The organism is Streptomyces bikiniensis, assembly GCF_000716625.1.
GTDB classification, from domain to species: Bacteria; Actinomycetota; Actinomycetes; order Streptomycetales; family Streptomycetaceae; genus Streptomyces; species Streptomyces bikiniensis.
Map to the genome: position 1 here is coordinate 178916 of NZ_JNXJ01000009.1, position 16763 is coordinate 195678.

Genomic DNA, 16763 nt, shown 5'->3' on the forward strand with positions numbered 1-16763 from the left:
GACGGGGCGACACCTGTCCGGCCGTCCCCCGCATGCGTGGGCCCGGGGCCGGTGTGACGCTGCGAAGGTGACCACGACCAGCGACGCAGCGCCCGCGCCCCCGGCCGCCACCGAGCCGCCCCTGCTCGACAGGCGCCGCCGCAACATCGTCTTCGGCACGATCATGCTGGGCGTCCTCCTCGCCGCCCTCGACCAGACGATCGTCGGCACCGCCCTGCCGACGATCGTCGCGGACCTGGGCGGCGCCGCCCACATGTCGTGGGTGGTCACCTCGTACCTGCTCGCCGAGACCGTCGCGACCGTCCTCGTCGGCAAGTTCGGCGACCTCTTCGGCCGCAAGGTGATCTTCCAGATCTCCGCGGTCGTCTTCATCACCGGCTCGTTCCTCTGCGGACTCGCCACCAACATGACGCTGCTCATCGTCTGGCGCGGCCTCCAGGGCATCGGCGCCGGCGGTCTGATGGTCACCTCGATGGCGCTCATCGCGGACGTGATCCCGCTGCGCGAGCGGGGCAAGTACCAGGGCGCGATCGGGGCCGTGTTCGGCGTCTCCACCGTCATCGGCCCCCTCCTCGGGGGGCTGTTCACCGACCACCTCAGCTGGCGCTGGGCGTTCTACGTGAACGTGCCCATCGCGATCCTGGTCGTGATCGCCGCCGCCCGCACGATCCCCTCCGTCCGCTCGGCGAGCAGGCCGGTCATCGACTACGCGGGCATCGCGCTCGTCGCCGTCGGCTCCAGCGCCCTGATCCTGGCCACGAGCTGGGGCGGGAACGAGTACGCCTGGGGTTCCGGCGTCATCATCGGGCTTTTCGTCGGCGGGACCGTCGCCCTGGCCCTGTTCTGCCTGGTGGAGACCCGGGCGGCCGAACCGATGCTGCCCATGCGCCTGTTCGGGAACCCCGTCTTCACGGTCTGCTCCGTGCTCAGCTTCGTGGTCGGCTTCGCCATGCTCGGCGCGATGACCTTCCTGCCGACCTACCTCCAGTACGTCGACGGGGACTCGGCGACCGTCTCCGGGATCCGCACCCTGCCCATGGTCGTCGGCCTGCTCATCGCCTCGATCTTCAGCGGCAACGTGGTCAGCAAGACCGGCCGCTACCGGGTCTTCCCCATCGTCGGCTGCCTGGTGACGGGCGTCGGCCTCTATCTGCTCTCGCTGATGGAGCCGGGCACGAGCACCTGGCTCGCGTCCCTGTACATGTTCGTCCTCGGCACCGGCATCGGCCTGTGCATGCAGGTCCTGACCATCGCCGTGCAGAACACCGTCGACTACGCCGACCTGGGCACCGCCACCTCGGGCGTCACCTTCTTCCGTACGCTCGGCAGCTCCTTCGGCACGGCCGTCTTCGGCACGATCTACGCCAACTCCCTGGGGCCCCGCCTGACGGCCGGGGTCGGGGAGGCCGCCGCCGTCGCCGGGGGCCTCGGGCTCGACCCGGCCGCCGTGGGGCGGGCCGCGCAGAGCCCGGCCGGGGTGCACGGGCTGCCGGACGCGGTCGCGGAACCGATCGTGAACGCGTACGCCGACACCCTCCACACCGTCTTCCTGTGGACCGTGCCCGTCGCCGCCGTGGGCTTCGTCGTGGCGCTCTTCCTCAAGCAGGTGAAGCTGCGGGACTCGGCGCGCGCCGCCGCCCCCGACATGGGCGAGGGCTTCGCCTCCCCCACCACCTCCGGGGACTCCGCGAAGCTCCTGGAGCTGTCCGTCGGGCGGATCCTGCGCCGCACCGACCCGGACACGGCCCGGCGGATCGTCGGCGCCTCCGACACCCGGCTCGACGTGGCGGGCGCGTGGGCGGTGATGCAGGTCGAGCTGTACACCCGGACCGTCGGGCACGCGAGCCTCGGCCTGATCGCGGCCGGACGGCGGGTGCCGCCCGAGGTGCTCCTGCCGGTCTTCGACCGGATGATCGAGGAGGGCTTCCTCACCCGCGACGGCAACCTGTTCTCCCACACCCCGGCGGGCCGGCGGGAGGCGGACGTCATCACGCACGCCTGGGGGTCCTGGCTCGCGGACCGCGTCGAACGGGAGCGCGGCCGCCCCAGCGGCCCCGAGCTGCGGGTGGCGACGGACGCCATCGCGAAGAGGATCGTCGCGGAGGACCTCGCGAGCGGCCTCCCGCGCTCGGGGTCGCGCGCGGTGGCGGGGGCCCGCTGAGGGCGGCCGGGGGCGGGACTACTCGGTCACGTCCCCGTCCACGTACACCCACGCCCCCTCGTGGCGGGCGAAGCGGCTGCGCTCGCGCAGTGCGCCCGGTTCGCCGTCGTGGAGGTAGCGGGCCGTGAAGGCGACGGTGCCGTGCCGGTGGAAGGCGGTGCCCTCGGTGGTCGCCTCGATCTCCAGGCCGGTCCAGCGCAGCCCCGGGTCGAAGTCGACCTCGCCCGGCCGCGTCTCCGGCGCCCAGGTGCGCAGCAGATAGGACTCGTCGCGGACGGCGAAGGCGCTGTAGCGGGAGCGCATCAGGAGCTCGGCGGTGGGCGCCGTGCCGCCCGTGCCCGCGTGGAAGCGGCCGCAGCACGCGCCGTACGCCGCGTCGAGGCCGCAGGGGCAGGGCGAGGCCGGGGTGACCGAGGGGGCGGCGGGGGCCGGGGCGGTGCGGGGGCGGGTCTTGCGTCGGGACATGGCGCCATTGTCCCCCGGCCGGTCCAGGTCCGTGTGCGGGGCGTCCGAGTAGCGTACGGGCATGAAACTGACGATTCTCGGAGGCGGCGGGTTCCGGGTGCCGCTGGTGTACGGCGCACTGCTCGGCGACCACGCCGAGGGGCGGGTCACCCGGGTCACCCTGCACGACCTCGACGGGGGGCGGCTCTCCGCCGTCGCGCGGGTCCTCGCGGACCAGGCCGAGGGGGTGCCGGACGCGCCGGAGGTGACGGCGACGACGGACCTGGACGAGGCGCTGCGCGGGGCGGACTTCGTGTTCTCGGCGATCCGGGTCGGCGGGCTGGAGGGCCGGGCGGCGGACGAGCGGATCGCGCTCGCCGAAGGGGTGCTCGGGCAGGAGACGGTGGGGGCGGGCGGGATCGCGTACGGCCTGCGGACCGTGCCCGTCGCGACGCACGTCGCCCGGCGGGTCGCGGAACTCGCCCCGGACGCCTGGGTCATCAACTTCACCAACCCGGCGGGCCTGGTCACGGAGGCGATGTCCCGGGTCCTCGGCGGCCGGGTCGTCGGCATCTGCGACTCCCCCGTGGGCCTGGGCCGCCGGGTCGCCCGCGCCCTGGGCGCGGACCCGGACGAGGCCTGGATCGACTACGTGGGCCTCAACCACCTGGGCTGGCTGCGGGGGCTGCGGGTCGGCGGCCGGGACGAGCTGCCCCGGCTGCTCGCCGACGAGAAGGCGCTCGGCTCCTTCGAGGAGGGCCGGCTCTTCGGCCCCGAGTGGCTGCGCTCGCTCGGCGCGATCCCCAACGAGTACCTGCACTACTACTACTTCAACCGGGAGGCCGTGCACGCCTACCGGACCGCCGAGCGGACGCGCGGCGCGTACCTGCGCGAGCAGCAGGGCGCCTTCTACGAGGAAATGGGCAGGCCCGGCACCCCCGCCCTGGCCGCCTGGCACCGGACGCTCGCGGACCGGGAGGCCACCTACATGGCCGCCAACCGGGAGGCCGCGGGAGTCGGGGGGCGCGACGAGGAGGACCTGGAGTCCGGCGGCTACGAGAAGGTGGCGCTCGCCCTCATGCGGGCGGTCGCGCGCGACGAGCGGACGACGCTGATCCTGAACGTGCGCAACGGCACGACGCTCTCCGTGCTCGACGCGGACGCGGTGGTCGAGGTGCCCTGCCTGGTCGACGCGAACGGCGCCCGGCCGGTGGCCGCGGCCCCGCTGCCGTACCACGCCGTGGGTCTGGTGACGGCCGTGAAGGCGGTGGAGCGGGAGGTGCTGGCGGCGGCGGAGAGCGGTTCGCGGGAGACGGCGGTCAAGGCCTTCGCGCTGCACCCGCTGGTGGACTCGGTCGCGGTGGCCCGCCGGCTCGTGGAGGCGTACGCGGCGGAGCATCCGGGGCTCGCGTACCTGCGGCGCTGAGCCGGATCGCGCCGGACCATCGGTACCGGAACGGGTCCCGCCGGACCATCGGCACCGGACCGGGTCCCGCCGGACCATCGGTACCGAGCCACCGCCGCCTCCGTACGGCCGGACGATACGGCCGAAGGACGTCTTCCAGCGGGCGGGCGCGCGGCCTAGGCTCGCGCCCCATGACCTTACGCAGCAAGGGAGTCCGGCTCGTCGCGGCCTGTCTGCTGGCCGCCGGCCTGACGGGGCCGGCCGCGGCGGAGACGGAGACCTCGGGCGGGGAGCCGGTCGTCGTCCCCGTGCAGACCACCGGGCCGGCCGACCGGCGGTTCAACCTGGTGTTCCTGGGCGACGGTTACACCGCCGGGGAGATGCCGGAGTTCCGGGCGGACCTCGAACGGCACCTGAACGCCCTGTGGAGCATCGAGCCCTTCGCCTCCTACCGCTCGTACGTCAACGTGTGGGCGGTGGAGGCCCCTTCGGAGCAGTCCGGGGTGGACTGCGACCCGGGGCTCGACGCGCCCGCCCGGGACACCGTCCTCGACATGGGCTTCTGGGGCGGTTGCGACCCGGGCAGCGTGCGGCGGCTGCTGACCGTCGACGGCCGGAAGGCCGCCGCGCTCGCGGACCTCGTCCCGGGCACGAGCGGTTCCAACCGGCAGGTCGTCGCCCTCGCCCACAGCTCCACCTACGGCGGCGCGGGCGGCGGTTACGCGACCGCGTCCGGCGGCAACGCGCTCTCCGCCCTGATCACCCCGCACGAGCTCGGGCACTCGCTCGGCGGTCTCCAGGACGAGTACGACTACTACGCGCGCGGGGTGCCGGGCGGCGCGTACTCCGGCCCGGAACCGGACTCCGCCCACCACACGCTCCTGACCGAGCGGCAGATGCGGGAGCGGAAGGCCAAGTGGTGGCGCTGGCTGGGCGAGGAGAGCGAGTCCGGCGGGGTCATCGGGCGCCACGAGGGCGGCCTGTACAGCACGGAGGGGGTCTGGCGGCCGAGTCGCCACTCCCTGATGAAGACCCTCGGCTACGCCTTCGACCAGGTGGAGCGCGAGGTGATGGTCCGGGCGATCTCGGCGAAGGTGGACCTGGTCCAGGGCCACGCGCCGAACGCGGCGCCGATCGGGGCGGACCGGTCGGTGTGGGTGGACGTCCTGCACCCGGTGGGCGGTGAACTCGCCGTGACCTGGCGGCTGGACGGGCGGACCCTGGACACGCGCGGCGCCCGCACCGTCGACCTGCGCGGGCTCCGGCTCTCCCCCGGCCCGCACGCGCTGACGGCGACGGTCACCGATCCGACGCCGTTCGTCCGCGACCCGGCGGTCCGCGCCTCCGAGGCGCTCACCCGGACCGTGCGCTGGACGGTGGACCCCGCGCTGACCACCGCGCGGGAGCCGTTCGCGGCCGCGTTCACCAGGCACACCCCGACCGGCTCCCCCGTCGGCGCCCGGAGCGTCGTCCACGCGGACACCACCCACGCGGTGGACGGCACCCCGGCCGTGCGCTGGCGGCTCGACGGGCGTCCCGTCGCGACGGGCGACCGCAACGACCGCGACCTGGACCTGGGCGCGCTGCGGATCGCCCCGGGGACCCACACGCTCACGGCCCGGCTCGCGGGAACGGGGCGGGAGTTGCGCTGGACGGTCGACGCGCGCCCGGCCACGGCCGCGTACGAGCTGTCGGAGCCGCTGCGGACGGTGCGGCGGCCGGGGCGGCCGGTGGAGTACGTGTACGACGGGGCGTTCACGATGCGGCTGACCGCGCGGGACGACCGGGAGGGCGCGGTGGTGAACCAGTTCCGGGTCGACGGCGACGGCTGGTACACGTACTACGGCTGGCCGACGGACGCGGACGCGCCGTTCCGCTTCTCGCCGGGCGGCACGGAGATCGACGGCCTGGTGTACGGGAAGCTGGGGCGGAGCCGGGCGGTGCCGTGGGACGACGCGACCCCCGACCACGGCACCCACACCGTCGAGTACCGCACGGTCGACGCGGCCGGGAACACCGGTCCGGCGCGGAGCTTCCTGGTGACGCTGGTGCCGCCGAAGGACTGAGACGGGTCGGCCCCGTGGACCGGTGGGTCCGCGGGGCCGCCGTTCGCGCCGTTCGTACGGGGCCGGGTCAGGGCTTGCGGGCCACGCCGGCCCAGCCCGGGATGGGCTCGTCGCCCGGGACCGGGACGGGCTCGCCCAGCTCCGGGTGCCATTCGGCGGTGAGCGAGACGCCCGGCTCGACGAACTCCAGGCCGTCGAAGAACGCGGCCAGTTCGTCGCGCGAGCGGGGCCGCAGGGTGAGGCCGCGCGCCTTGTACATGGCGGCCGCCTGTGCCGCCCCCTCGGGGTTGAAGTCCCCGGTGACGTGGGAGAGGACGAGGTAGCTGCCCGGCGCGAGCTGGTTGACGAGCTTGGAGACCAGCTCGTACGCGCCGTCCTCGTCCCCGACGAAGTGCAGCAGGGCGAGCATCGAAAGCGCGATGGGCTGGTCGAAGTCAAGGACCTTTCCGGCCCTTTCGAGGATGACCTCGGGCTCGCGGGCGTCCGCCTGGATGTACTCGGTGGCCCCCTCGGGGGTCGAGCGCAGCAGGGCGGCCGCGTGCGCGAGCACGATCGGGTCGTTGTCGCAGTAGACGATGCGGGACTCCGGCGCGGCCTCCTGCGCGATCTGGTGCAGGTTGGGCTCGGTCGGGATGCCCGTGCCGATGTCCAGGTACTGGCGGACGCCGTGGGCGCTGAGCCAGCGGATGGCGCGGTGCATGAAGGCCCGGTTGACGCGGGCCATGTCCCGGCCCCGGGCGTCGACGGTGAGGAGCTGACGGGCCATCGCCTCGTCGACCGGGTAGTTGTCCTTGCCGCCCAGGAACCAGTCGTACATGCGTGCCGGGTGCGGCTTGCTGGTGTCGATGCGTATCTCGGTCCGCGGGGCTGCGGGGTCCTGGGTCATCGGCTCTCCTGGTCGGGGTGAACGGGTGGCGCTGCAGCAAGAGTTACGCGACGGTAGGGGCGGGACGGAAGGGTCAGGTGAGCAGAAAGTCGGCCTGACCGGATTTCGCTCCCCGGATGAAGGCTTCGATCTCCCCGTGGGTGTAGATGAGCGCGGGTCCTTCAGGGTCTGCGGACTGTCGCACGGCGACCCTGCCGTCGGCCAGCTTCATGGCCTCCACGCAGTTGCCCCCGTTCCCGCCGCTCCAGGGCTTGTGCCATCCCTCGGCACCGAGCTCCGCGGCGGGCATGCCGTTGTATATGCGATCCATTCACAGCTCCTTGCGGAGATTCCGGAGAATCTCCTTCGTGCGTTGTGCAGTCGCGGCCTGAGCCGCCATGCGGTCCATGACCTCCAGGTGGGAAGCCACCTCGGGACGCGCGTCGAGGTAGACGGCGCCGGTCAGGTACTCGCTGTAGACCATGTCCGGGAGTTCGGGCACGGCGAAGCGGAAGAGGACGAACGGTCCGTAGGTGCCGGGGTGGTGGCCGGACGCGAACTCCGCGATCTGCAGGGTGACGTTCGGCAGCTCGGACGCTTCGAGCAGCCGGTCGAGCTGGTCGCGCATCACTTCGGGCCCGTCGCCGACCGGCCGGCGGAACACCGTCTCGTCCATGATCACCCAGAACTTGGGGGCGTCCTCCCTGAGCAGCAGGGACTGGCGCTCCATCCGCAGGGCTACATGCCGCTCGGTGTCCTCTTCCCTGGCGGCGTCGCTGCCGCCTCCGACCGCCCCGCTGCGCAGAATGGCACGGGCGTACTCCGCGGTCTGGAGCAGACCGGGGACGAACTGGGGCTCGTACGCCCGGATGAGGCTCGCGGCCCCCTCCAGGCTGACGTACATGGAGAACCAGCCGGGCAGCACGTCGTGGAACCGCTGCCACCAGCCGGGGAGGTTGGCCTCCTCCGCGAGGGCGACGAAGCCCTCGGCCTCGGAGTCCGTGATCCCGTACTCCTTGAGCAGGAGCTGGACGTACGGGATCTTCAGCGCGACCTCGGCGGTCTCCATCCGCCGGACGGTGGCCGGGGCGACCCGGAGGATCTTCGCGGCCTCTTCCCGCTTCATGCCGGCCCGCTCGCGCAGGTCCTGCAACCGCTTTCCGAGGACGACCTGTCCCACCGTGGGGGCGGACCGCGGCTCGCTCACTCCCAGACCTCCCCGACGCGCTGTTTTGGACGAGTGTGCCACGAAGCCGGGCCAGAGAGAACACGGCACTCTGCAATTTTCAGAGTGCCACTTGCCAAGTGTCCGACTCAGGAGGACAGTGTTCCGGTGAACCAGTACACGCTGCCGTCGTGCGCCCCCGCGCCCCGGCGCGGCGCCGTACGGCAACTCCTGCCCACTGTCGTGAGGAACCGGTCGTGGCTTCTGGCAACGCGCAGCCTTCAGGTCTCATGAGTCCCCGCGTCATGGCCCAGCGCCCGCAGCCCCAGACCGATACCGGCGCCGTGCGGCGCTTCGCCTTCGAGCTTCCGGCCCTCACCGCCTCGGTCGCGCGGGCCCGGCGCCTCGCGGAGGAGCGGCTCATCATCTGGGGCTGCGGTCCCGGGATACGCGACACCGTCTCCCTGATCGTCTCGGAGCTGGTCACCAACGCCGTCGTGCACACCGCGAGCGGCCGTTTCGTGTGCGAGCTCCGCGAGGGCGAGGAGAAGCTGCGGATAGCGGTGCGGGACGAGGGCGGCCCGGCGGGGCCGCGGATACGCGACTGCGGCGAGGACGAGCGCGGCCGCGGGCTGATCATCGTCGACGCGCTGTGCAGCGCGTGGGGCGCCGAGCGCACCGGGCACGGCACGTCGCAGACCGTCTGGGCCGAGCTGGCCCACGGCACGGGGGAAGCGTGCTGAGGTCGATGGCGGACCGCATGCTGCCGCGGGCCCGCCGCCACCCCGGACTCGGCCTGGTCCCGGCCGCCGACCGCCCCCTGGCGCTCCGCCTCGAACGGGACGACCGCCGCTCCCCGGACGCCTCCTCCCACGGGGGCCCCGGCCCGGCGGACCCCGCCCGCTCGCGGCACCCGGACGCCGTCACCCGCCTCGCCGTCCCCGCCGACCTGCACCCCGGCCTCGGCCGCGACGCCGTCGGCCTCCCCGCCCGCTTCGGCTTCAAGGTCCTCTCCCGGCTCCCCGCCAACGGCTGCGTCTACGCCGACTCCGACTGGTGGTGGTGGCTCGTCCCGGCCGGGTCGGACCTGGACCTGACCTGGCCGCTGCCCTCCTGCTACGCGCCCGGCGCGGAGATCCCGGACCGCCGGCCCCGGCTGATCCACCACCCCGACGGCACCTCGCCCTACACGCCGCCGATCCCCCTGTACCTGCTGACCTGCCAGCTGACGGGCATCGCGCCGTCCTGGACGGTGCCCCCGGTGCGCAGCGCGCTCTGACGCGCACCGACCGTCACGGCATAGGGTCGGGGCCATGTTCTCTCCGCAGGGTCCCAGCCTCCGCGAGCTGACCGTCCAGGCCCTCTCCTCGGTCGAGCACGGCTACGACCTGCTCGCGGCCAGGTTCGACGCGACCCCCTTCCGCACCTCCGACCGCCTCCTGGACGCGGTGACCCGCGCCCTGGAGCCCCTCGGGCCCTTCGACTCGGGCCTCGACGTCTGCTGCGGCACCGGCGCCGGGCTCGGCGTCCTCCGCGCGGTCTGCGCGGGCCGGATCGCGGGGGTCGACTTCAGTACGGGCATGCTGGCCGAAGCGCGCCGCGCCCACCCCGGAGCCGACCTGGTCCGCGCCGACGCCCTGGCCCTGCCCTTCGGCCCGGCCTTCGACCTGGCGGTCAGCTTCGGCGCCTTCGGCCACTTCCTGCCGGAGGAGCAGCACACCCTCTTCGCCCGGGTCCACGCCTCGCTCCGACCGGGCGGCACCTTCGCCTTCCCCCTCCCGGCCCCGCCCCGCGTCGGCTCGCGCGCCTACTGGACCCTGTGGGGCTTCGACACGGTGATGCGGGTCAGGAACGCGCTCCGGCGCCCGCCCTTCGTCATGTACTACCGCACCTTCCGCCTCGCCGACGTCCGCACCCGCCTGGAGACGGCCGGCTTCGACGTCACCCTCCGCCCGGTGGAACCCCTGGGCCGCCGGGAGGACGGCAGCCCGGCGTGCCGGCTGGTGGTGGCGCGGAAGGGCTGATCGCGGGAAGGCCTGGTCGCGGAAGTGCGGGCGCATACGAGAAGTGCCGGTCGATGCGAGATCGACCGGCACTTCTCCTCTGTGTCCGAGGGGGGACTTGAACCCCCACGCCCGATAAAGGGCACTAGCACCTCAAGCTAGCGCGTCTGCCATTCCGCCACCCGGACCAGGTGTTGTTGTCGCTCCGGGGTTTCCCCCGCGGCGACAGAGATAACTCTACCAGGGGTTTCAGGCGCCTTTCACCAGCGTTTTCCGTGGTCAGTGGGGTGGAGCGGGGGTGAAGAGCTCGATCCGGTCCGAATTGTCCGGGCATGTGTGCGGTGGGTGGCTTTTGCCGTACGGAGAGTGGGGCGGGCGGCGGCCCGGGGAGAGGGGGAGCCCGACGCCCCCCGACGCCGGCTCCGTGGGAGCCACCTTGGCGACCGCGCGCGGTCCGGGCCAACGTTCCGGGGGGAGTCCGTCAGGTCGGGGTGGGGCGGGTCAGGGTTCGGTGCCGAAGGCGGCGTCGAAGGAGGCGGCCGGCGGGTCGAAGTCGTACCGCTTGAGGAAGGCGAGGGCCTCGGGGGCGCCGGTGAGCCGGTCCATGCCCGCGTCCTCCCACTCCACGGAGACCGGTCCGGCGTAACCGATCGAGCGGAGCATCCGGAAGACGTCCTCCCAGGGCACGTCGCCGTGGCCCGCGGAGACGAAGTCCCAGCCGCGCCGGGGGTCGCCCCAGGGGAGGTGGGAGCCGAGCCGTCCGTTGCGCCCGTCGAGCCGCTTGCGGGCCTCCTTGCAATCCACGTGGTAGATCCGGTCGCGGAAGTCCCACAGGAAGCCGACCGGGTCGAGGTCCTGCCACACGAAGTGGCTCGGGTCGAAGTTCAGGCCGAAGGCGGGGCGCCGGCCGACCGCCTCCAGGGCCCGCTGGGTGGTCCAGTAGTCGTAGGCGATCTCGCTGGGGTGCACCTCGTGGGCGAAGCGGACGCCCTCGGCGTCGAAGACGTCCAGGATCGGGTTCCAGCGCTCCGCGAAGTCCTCGAAGCCGCGCTCGACCATGCGCTCGGGGACCGGCGGGAACATCGCCACCAGGTGCCAGACGGAGGAGCCGGTGAAGCCGACGACGGTGTCGACGCCGAGCGCCGCCGCGGCCCGCGCGGTGTCCGCGAGCTCGCGGGCCGCCCGCCGCCGCACCCCCTCGGCGTCGCCGTCGCCCCAGATCCGGGCGGGCACGATCGCCCGGTGGCGCTCGTCGATCGGGTCGTCGCAGACGGCCTGGCCCACCAGGTGGTTGGAGACCGCCCAGCACTTCAGGCCGTACGCGTCGAGCAGTTCCCGCCTGCCCCTGACGTACGCCGGGTCGGCGAGGGCCCGGTCCACCTCGAAGTGGTCGCCCCAGCAGGCGAGTTCGAGGCCGTCGTAGCCGAAGTCGCGGGCGAGCCGGCAGACCTCCTCCAGGGGCAGGTCGGCCCACTGGCCGGTGAAGAGGGTGAAGGGTCGTGGCACGGTCCGGGCCTCCTAGCGGGACGCGGGGGACACAGGGGATACGGGGAGCGAGGGGAGTACGGGGGTGTAGACGGCGGCGTTGCGGGCGCTCTCCTCCACCGCCGCCAGGACCCGCTGGACCTGGAGGCCTTCGGCGAAGGAGGGCGCGGGGGCGGTGCCGGTCGCGACGGCGTGGACCAGGTCGCGGGCCTGGTGGGCGAAGGTGTGCTCGTAGCCGAGCGCGTGGCCGGGCGGCCACCAGCCCTCCAGGTAGGGGTGGCCGGGCTCGGTGACGAGGATGCGGCGGAAGCCGGCCGTGACGGCGGGCTCGGTGTGGTCGTGGAAGGACAGTTCGTTGAGCCGTTCCAGGTCGAAGGCGAGCGAGCCGTGCTCCCCGTTGATCTCCAGGCGCAGCGCGTTCTTGCGGCCGGCGGCCATCCGGGTCGCCTCGAAGGAGGCGAGCGCCCCGGAGGCGAGCCGCCCGGTGAACAGGGCCGCGTCGTCGACCGTGACCCGCCCGTGGGCACCGCGGGCCGGCCCCGGGGAGAGGCCCGCGGCGGCCCCTGCGAGCAGCGGGCGCTCCCGTACGAAGGTCTCGGTGAGCGCCGACACCCCGACCAGCGGCTCCCCCGCCAGGTACTGGGCGAGGTCGACGGCGTGCGCCCCCAGGTCCCCGAGCGCCCCCGATCCCGCGTGCTCGCGCTCCAGGCGCCAGGTCAGCGGGAAGTCCGGGTCGACCAGCCAGTCCTGGAGGTAGGTGACGCGGACGTGCCGCAGGGCGCCGAGTCGGCCCCCGGCGACGAGCCCCCGGGCGTACGCGAGGGCCGGCACCCGGCGGTAGTTGAAGCCGACCATGGCGATCCGGCCCCGGGCTCCGGCGGCCTCGGCGGCGGCCGTCATCGCCTCGGCCTCGGCCACCGAGTTGGCGAGCGGCTTCTCGCACAGCACGTGCTTGCCGGCCTCCAGGGCGGCGATCGCGATCTCCGCGTGGCTGTCGCCCGGGGTGCAGATGTCGACGAGGTCGACGTCGTCGCGGGCGATCAGGGCGCGCCAGTCGGTCTCGGCGGCGGCCCAGCCGTGCCGGCGGGCGGCGGTCCGTACGGCGTCGGCGTCGCGGCCGGCGACGGCGGCGAGGACGGGCCGCAGCGGCAGGTCGAAGACGCGGCCCGCGGTGCGCCAGCCCTGGGAGTGGGCGGCGCCCATGAACGCGTACCCGACCATGCCGATGCCGAGGGCCGGCGGTGCGGTCCCGCTCTCCGTGACCCGTTCCATGCGGTTCCTCCCTCTCGTGGTGTGCGCTGCGGGTGCTTCGGTGCCGGTCGGGCCGGTACCGGCGGGGTCAGTGGAAGCCGGTGGGCAGGTACTCGTCGACGTTCTCCTTGGTGACGACGGCCGAGTAGAGGGTGAGCGAGGCGGGGACCTCCAGTTCGGACAGGCCGCCGATCCCCTTCTTCCGGCCGAGGGCGCGGGCGAGGTCGACCGCGGAGGCGGCCATGGTCGGCGGGTAGAGGACGGTGGCCTTGAGGACCCCGTCGTCGGCCTTGATGGCGTCCATGGCGGACCTGGCCCCGGCGCCGCCGACCATGAGGAAGTCCTTGCGGCCGGCCTGGGCGATGGCGCGGAGCGCGCCGACGCCCTGGTCGTCGTCGTGGTTCCAGAGGGCGTCGAACCTCTGCTGGGCCTGGAGCAGTTGGGCCATCCTGGCCTGGCCGGACTCGACGGTGAAGTCGGCGGCCTGGCGGGCGACCTTGCGGATGTTGGGGTAGTTCCTCAGGGCGTCGTCGAAGCCCTGGGTGCGCTGCTTGGTGAGTTCCAGGCTGTCCATGCCGGCGAGTTCGACGACGGTGGCGTCCGGCTTGTCCTTGAGCCTCTCGCCGATGAAGCGGCCGGCGTTGAGGCCCATGCCGTAGTTGTCGCCGCCGATCCAGCAGCGGTAGGCCTGCGGGGAGGCGAAGATCCGGTCGAGGTTGACGACGGGGATGCCGGCCCGCATGGCCTGGAGGCCGACCTGGGTGAGGGCCTTGCCGTCGGCGGGGAGGACGACGAGGACGTCGACCTTCTTGTTGATGAGGGTCTGGACCTGGCCGATCTGGGCGGCGGTGTCGTTGGAGCCCTCGGTGATCTCCAGGGTGACGTCGGAGTACGCCGCGGCGCGCCGCTTCGCGTTCTCGTTGATGGCGTTGAGCCAGCCGTGGTCGGCCTGCGGGCCTGCGAAGCCGATGGTCACGGGGGTGCCGGGCTCATCGCCGGCGGGGGCGGCGCTCCCGGCGGGGGCCTGGCCCTGGCCCTGGGGTTCGTTGCCGGTGCAGGCGGTGAGCAGGGCGCCGGCGGAGACGGCGGCGCCGCCGAGGAGGAGGTGTCTGCGGCTGGTCGCGGGCATGGCGGTGGATCCCTTCGGGTGCGGTTCTCCGGACGGGGTTCTCAGTGGGGGTCGCGGGCGGTGCGGTGCTGGACCAGGACGGCGGCGACGATGATCGCGCCCTTGGCGATCTGCTGGACGTCGCTCTGGAGGTTGTTGAGGGCGAAGAGGTTGGTGATCGTGGTGAAGACGAGGACGCCGAGGACGGAGCCGGCAATGGTGCCCCGGCCGCCGCTGAGGAGGGTGCCGCCGATGATGGCGGCGGCGATGGCGTCGAGCTCGTACAGGTTGCCGTTGGTGTTCTGGCCGGAGCCGGAGAGCACGATCAGGAGGAAGGCGGCGATGCCGCAGCACAGTCCGGAGAGCAGGTGGAGCAGCAGACGCTGGCGGCGCACGTCGATGCCGGCGAGCCGGGCGGCCTCGGGATTGCCGCCGACGGCGACGGTGCGGCGGCCGAAGGTGGTGCGGTTGAGCAGCAGCCAGCCGGCGGCGGTGACGGCCGCGAAGACGAGGACGAGCGGCGGGACGCCGAGGACGTAGGAGTCGGGCAGGCCCAGGTCGAGGACGGACGGGACGGTGACGATCTGGGTCCTGCCCTCGGTGATCTGGAGGGCGAGTCCGCGGGCGGAGGCGAGCATCGCGAGGGTGGCGATGAAGGGGACCACCCCGCCGTACGCGACGAGGAGGCCGTTCACCAGGCCGCAGCCGAGGCCGACGACCACCGCCGTGAAGAGGATGCCGGCGAAGCCGAACTCCTGGGTGGCGAGGGTGGTGGCCCAGACGGAGGCGAGGGCGACGACCGCGCCGACGGAGAGGTCGATGCCGCCGCCGGTGATGACGAAGGTCATGCCGACGGTGACGACGCCGATGACGGAGGCCTGGGTCAGGACGAGTTGCAGGTTGGAGGCGGCCAGGAACTCGGCGGGCCGGGTGAGGCCGCCGACGAGGACCAGGGCGGCGAGCACGCCGAGCAGGGACAGGTTGCGGACGTCGGGCCGGAGGCCGAGCGCCGGCCGGCGCCCTTCCCGGGGCGGCGTGTCGGCGGGGGTGGTGAGCGTCATGCCGCCGGGCTCCCTTCCATCACGAGATCGAGTACGCGGTGTTCGTCGAGGTCGCGGGCGGGCGCCTCGTGGACGACCCGGCCCTCGCGCAGGACCAGGACGCGATCGGCGAGGCCGAGGACCTCGGGCACCTCGCTGGAGACCAGGAGGACGGCGAGGCCTTCGTCGGCGAGGCGGCGGACGACGGCGTAGAGCTCGGCGCGGGCGCCGACGTCGACGCCCCGGGTGGGTTCGTCGAGGAGGAGGACGCGGCAGCCGCGGAGCAGCCAGCGGGCGAGGACGGCCTTCTGCTGGTTGCCGCCGGAGAGGGTGCGGACGGGGGCCTCGGGGTGGTCGGGGCGGAGGGAGAGCTCCCGGGTGGCGGTCCGGGCGGCGGCGCGTTCGGCGGCGCGGTCGATCCAGCCGGCGCGGGAGAAGCGGCCGAGGGAGGAGACGGAGACGTTGCGGGTGACGGATTCGAGGAGGAGCAGGCCCTGGGCCTTGCGCTCCTCGGGGGCGAGGCCGATGCCGGCGCGGACGGCGGCCGGGACGCTGCCGGGGCGCAGGGGGCGCCCGTCGACGAGGACCCGGCCGGCGGTGGGCCTGCGCGCGCCGTAGACGGTCTCCAGGATCTCGGAGCGGCCGGAGCCGACGAGTCCGGCGAGACCGACGATCTCGCCGGGGCGCAGTGCGAGGTCGAACGCCTCGAACTCGCCGTGCCGGGCCAGGCCTCGGACGGTGAGGACGGGCTCGGGGACGGGTTCGGCACCGGAGGCGCGGTCATGGGGGTCGGGACGGTCCGGGAAGGCGTACGGGACGTCCCGGCCGGTCATCAGGGCGACGACCTCGCGGGTGGGGGTGGTGGCGGCGGGCAGTCCGCGGGCGACGGCCCGGCCGTCCTTGAGGACGGTGACGCGGTCGCCGATCCGGCGGATCTCCTCCAGGCGGTGGGATATGTAGAGGACGGCGACCCCGTCGGCGGTGAGGTCGGCGACGATCCGGAAGAGGTTGTCGACCTCGTCGGGGTCGAGGGCGGCGGAGGGCTCGTCCATGACGATGAGGCGGACGTCGTGGGAGAGCGCGCGGGCCATGGAGACGATCTGCCGCTGGGCGGCGGAGAGTCCGCCGACGCGCCGGGCGGGGTCGATCTCGGGGTGGCCGAGGCGTTCCAGGAGGGCGGCGGTGGCGGTCCGCGCGGCCCGGGCGCGGACGAACCCGGCGGTGGCGGGCTCGTGTCCGAGGTACGCGTTCTCCGCGACGGAGAGCCCTTCGACCAGGTCGAGCTCCTGGTGGATGGTGGCGATGCCGAGGCGTACGGCTCCGCTCGGGGAGCGGAGCCGTACGGGCTCGCCGTTCCAGACGACGCGGCCGCCGTCGGGCTGGTGGGCGCCGGCGAGGACCTTGATGAGGGTGGACTTCCCGGCGCCGTTCTGGCCGAGGAGGCAGTGGACCTCGCCGGGCGCGACCTCCAGGTCGACGCCGTCGAGGGCGCGGACGCCGGGGAACGACTTGGTGATGCCGGACATGGTGAGCAGGGGCGGGCGGGGGTCTGGGGCCATGGCGGAGTTCCCCTCGGCGGATGCGGGCGGACGCGGGGCGAGCGGGTGAGCGGGGTGGGCGTACGGGTGGGTGCGGGCGTACGGGCGGGTGCGGCCCCGGCGGGCGGAACGGCAGGACGCGGGCCGCGGCGCGGGGCCGTGCGGGAGGCAGGACGAGTCGGGTCGGTTCGGGTCGGTTCGGGTCGGTTCGTAAAGACGTACAGGCGTACGA

15 protein-coding genes and 1 tRNA gene are annotated in these 16763 nt (G+C 73.7%); 6 read left to right on the top strand and 10 right to left on the bottom strand.

The features are described from left to right. Positions 1-67 precede the first annotated feature (67 nt). Positions 68-2161, top strand: a complete 2094-nt coding sequence (locus tag OO47_RS09750) for an MDR family MFS transporter (RefSeq protein ID WP_030215737.1) — start codon at positions 68-70, stop codon at positions 2159-2161. A gap of 18 nt (positions 2162-2179) precedes the next feature. Here the strand turns inward: OO47_RS09750 and OO47_RS09755 are convergent, their stop codons facing one another. Continuing rightward, positions 2180-2626 carry a YchJ family protein gene (locus OO47_RS09755; RefSeq protein ID WP_030215745.1) on the bottom strand — a complete coding sequence of 149 codons (447 nt, stop codon included), beginning with the start codon at positions 2624-2626 and terminating at the stop codon, positions 2180-2182. Between the two features lie 61 nt (positions 2627-2687). Here OO47_RS09755 and OO47_RS09760 point away from each other — a divergent pair, with 61 nt between their 5' ends. Beyond that, positions 2688-4031 (top strand): 6-phospho-beta-glucosidase, encoded by a 1344-nt coding sequence (locus OO47_RS09760; RefSeq protein ID WP_030215746.1) that lies wholly within the window; start codon positions 2688-2690, stop codon positions 4029-4031. 170 nt (positions 4032-4201) lie between these two features. Then, positions 4202-6076 carry a M64 family metallopeptidase gene (locus OO47_RS09765; RefSeq protein ID WP_030215748.1) on the top strand — a complete coding sequence of 625 codons (1875 nt, stop codon included), beginning with the start codon at positions 4202-4204 and terminating at the stop codon, positions 6074-6076. 67 nt (positions 6077-6143) lie between these two features. Here OO47_RS09765 and OO47_RS09770 read toward each other — a convergent pair whose 3' ends face one another. The 3 genes from OO47_RS09770 to OO47_RS09780 form a co-directional block, all read right to left on the bottom strand. Further along, entirely contained in the window at positions 6144-6962 is an 819-nt protein-coding gene (locus tag OO47_RS09770; RefSeq protein WP_030215751.1) for an SAM-dependent methyltransferase, read from the bottom strand. A 73-nt stretch (positions 6963-7035) separates the two neighbouring features. Beyond that, complete coding sequence (locus OO47_RS09775) at positions 7036-7272, bottom strand: DUF397 domain-containing protein (protein ID WP_030215754.1); 237 nt, start codon at positions 7270-7272, stop codon at positions 7036-7038. Beyond that, positions 7273-8148: a helix-turn-helix domain-containing protein gene (locus OO47_RS09780; RefSeq protein WP_030215757.1), complete on the bottom strand. Its 876-nt coding sequence runs from the start codon at positions 8146-8148 to the stop codon at positions 7273-7275. It lies immediately after the preceding gene. Between the two features lie 263 nt (positions 8149-8411). Between OO47_RS09780 and OO47_RS09785 the strand changes: the two genes are divergently transcribed. From OO47_RS09785 to OO47_RS09795, 3 genes are read left to right on the top strand one after another with little or no spacing between them, the layout of a single operon-like run. Further along, positions 8412-8849 (top strand): ATP-binding protein, encoded by a 438-nt coding sequence (locus OO47_RS09785; protein ID WP_030215760.1) that lies wholly within the window; start codon positions 8412-8414, stop codon positions 8847-8849. Then, positions 8843-9385 carry a hypothetical protein gene (locus OO47_RS34820; protein WP_234323114.1) on the top strand — a complete coding sequence of 181 codons (543 nt, stop codon included), beginning with the start codon at positions 8843-8845 and terminating at the stop codon, positions 9383-9385. Before OO47_RS09785 ends, OO47_RS34820 begins: the two co-directional genes overlap by 7 nt. A gap of 34 nt (positions 9386-9419) precedes the next feature. Continuing rightward, a complete protein-coding gene (locus OO47_RS09795; protein WP_030215764.1) occupies positions 9420-10130 on the top strand; it encodes a class I SAM-dependent DNA methyltransferase in 711 nt (236 codons plus the stop codon). Between the two features lie 82 nt (positions 10131-10212). Here OO47_RS09795 and OO47_RS09800 read toward each other — a convergent pair. The 6 genes from OO47_RS09800 to OO47_RS09825 all read right to left on the bottom strand — a co-directional run bounded on the left by OO47_RS09800 (position 10213) and on the right by OO47_RS09825 (position 16552). Beyond that, positions 10213-10297 (bottom strand) — tRNA-Leu (locus OO47_RS09800). Between the two features lie 313 nt (positions 10298-10610). Further along, positions 10611-11615, bottom strand: a complete 1005-nt coding sequence (locus OO47_RS09805) for a sugar phosphate isomerase/epimerase family protein (protein ID WP_030215766.1) — start codon at positions 11613-11615, stop codon at positions 10611-10613. Between the two features lie 12 nt (positions 11616-11627). Beyond that, positions 11628-12866, bottom strand: coding sequence for a Gfo/Idh/MocA family protein (locus tag OO47_RS09810; protein ID WP_033208573.1), 1239 nt, complete (start codon positions 12864-12866; stop codon positions 11628-11630). A gap of 67 nt (positions 12867-12933) precedes the next feature. After that, positions 12934-13974, bottom strand: coding sequence for a substrate-binding domain-containing protein (locus tag OO47_RS09815; RefSeq protein WP_030215770.1), 1041 nt, complete (start codon positions 13972-13974; stop codon positions 12934-12936). Between the two features lie 41 nt (positions 13975-14015). Then, the gene (locus tag OO47_RS09820) at positions 14016-15014 is read right to left on the bottom strand and encodes an ABC transporter permease (protein WP_033208576.1); all 999 of its coding nucleotides are present in this window, start codon (positions 15012-15014) and stop codon (positions 14016-14018) included. Then, entirely contained in the window at positions 15011-16552 is a 1542-nt protein-coding gene (locus tag OO47_RS09825; protein ID WP_030215776.1) for a sugar ABC transporter ATP-binding protein, read from the bottom strand. The genes OO47_RS09820 and OO47_RS09825 overlap by 4 nt, the downstream gene beginning before the upstream one ends. Between the last annotated feature and the right edge of the window lie 211 nt (positions 16553-16763).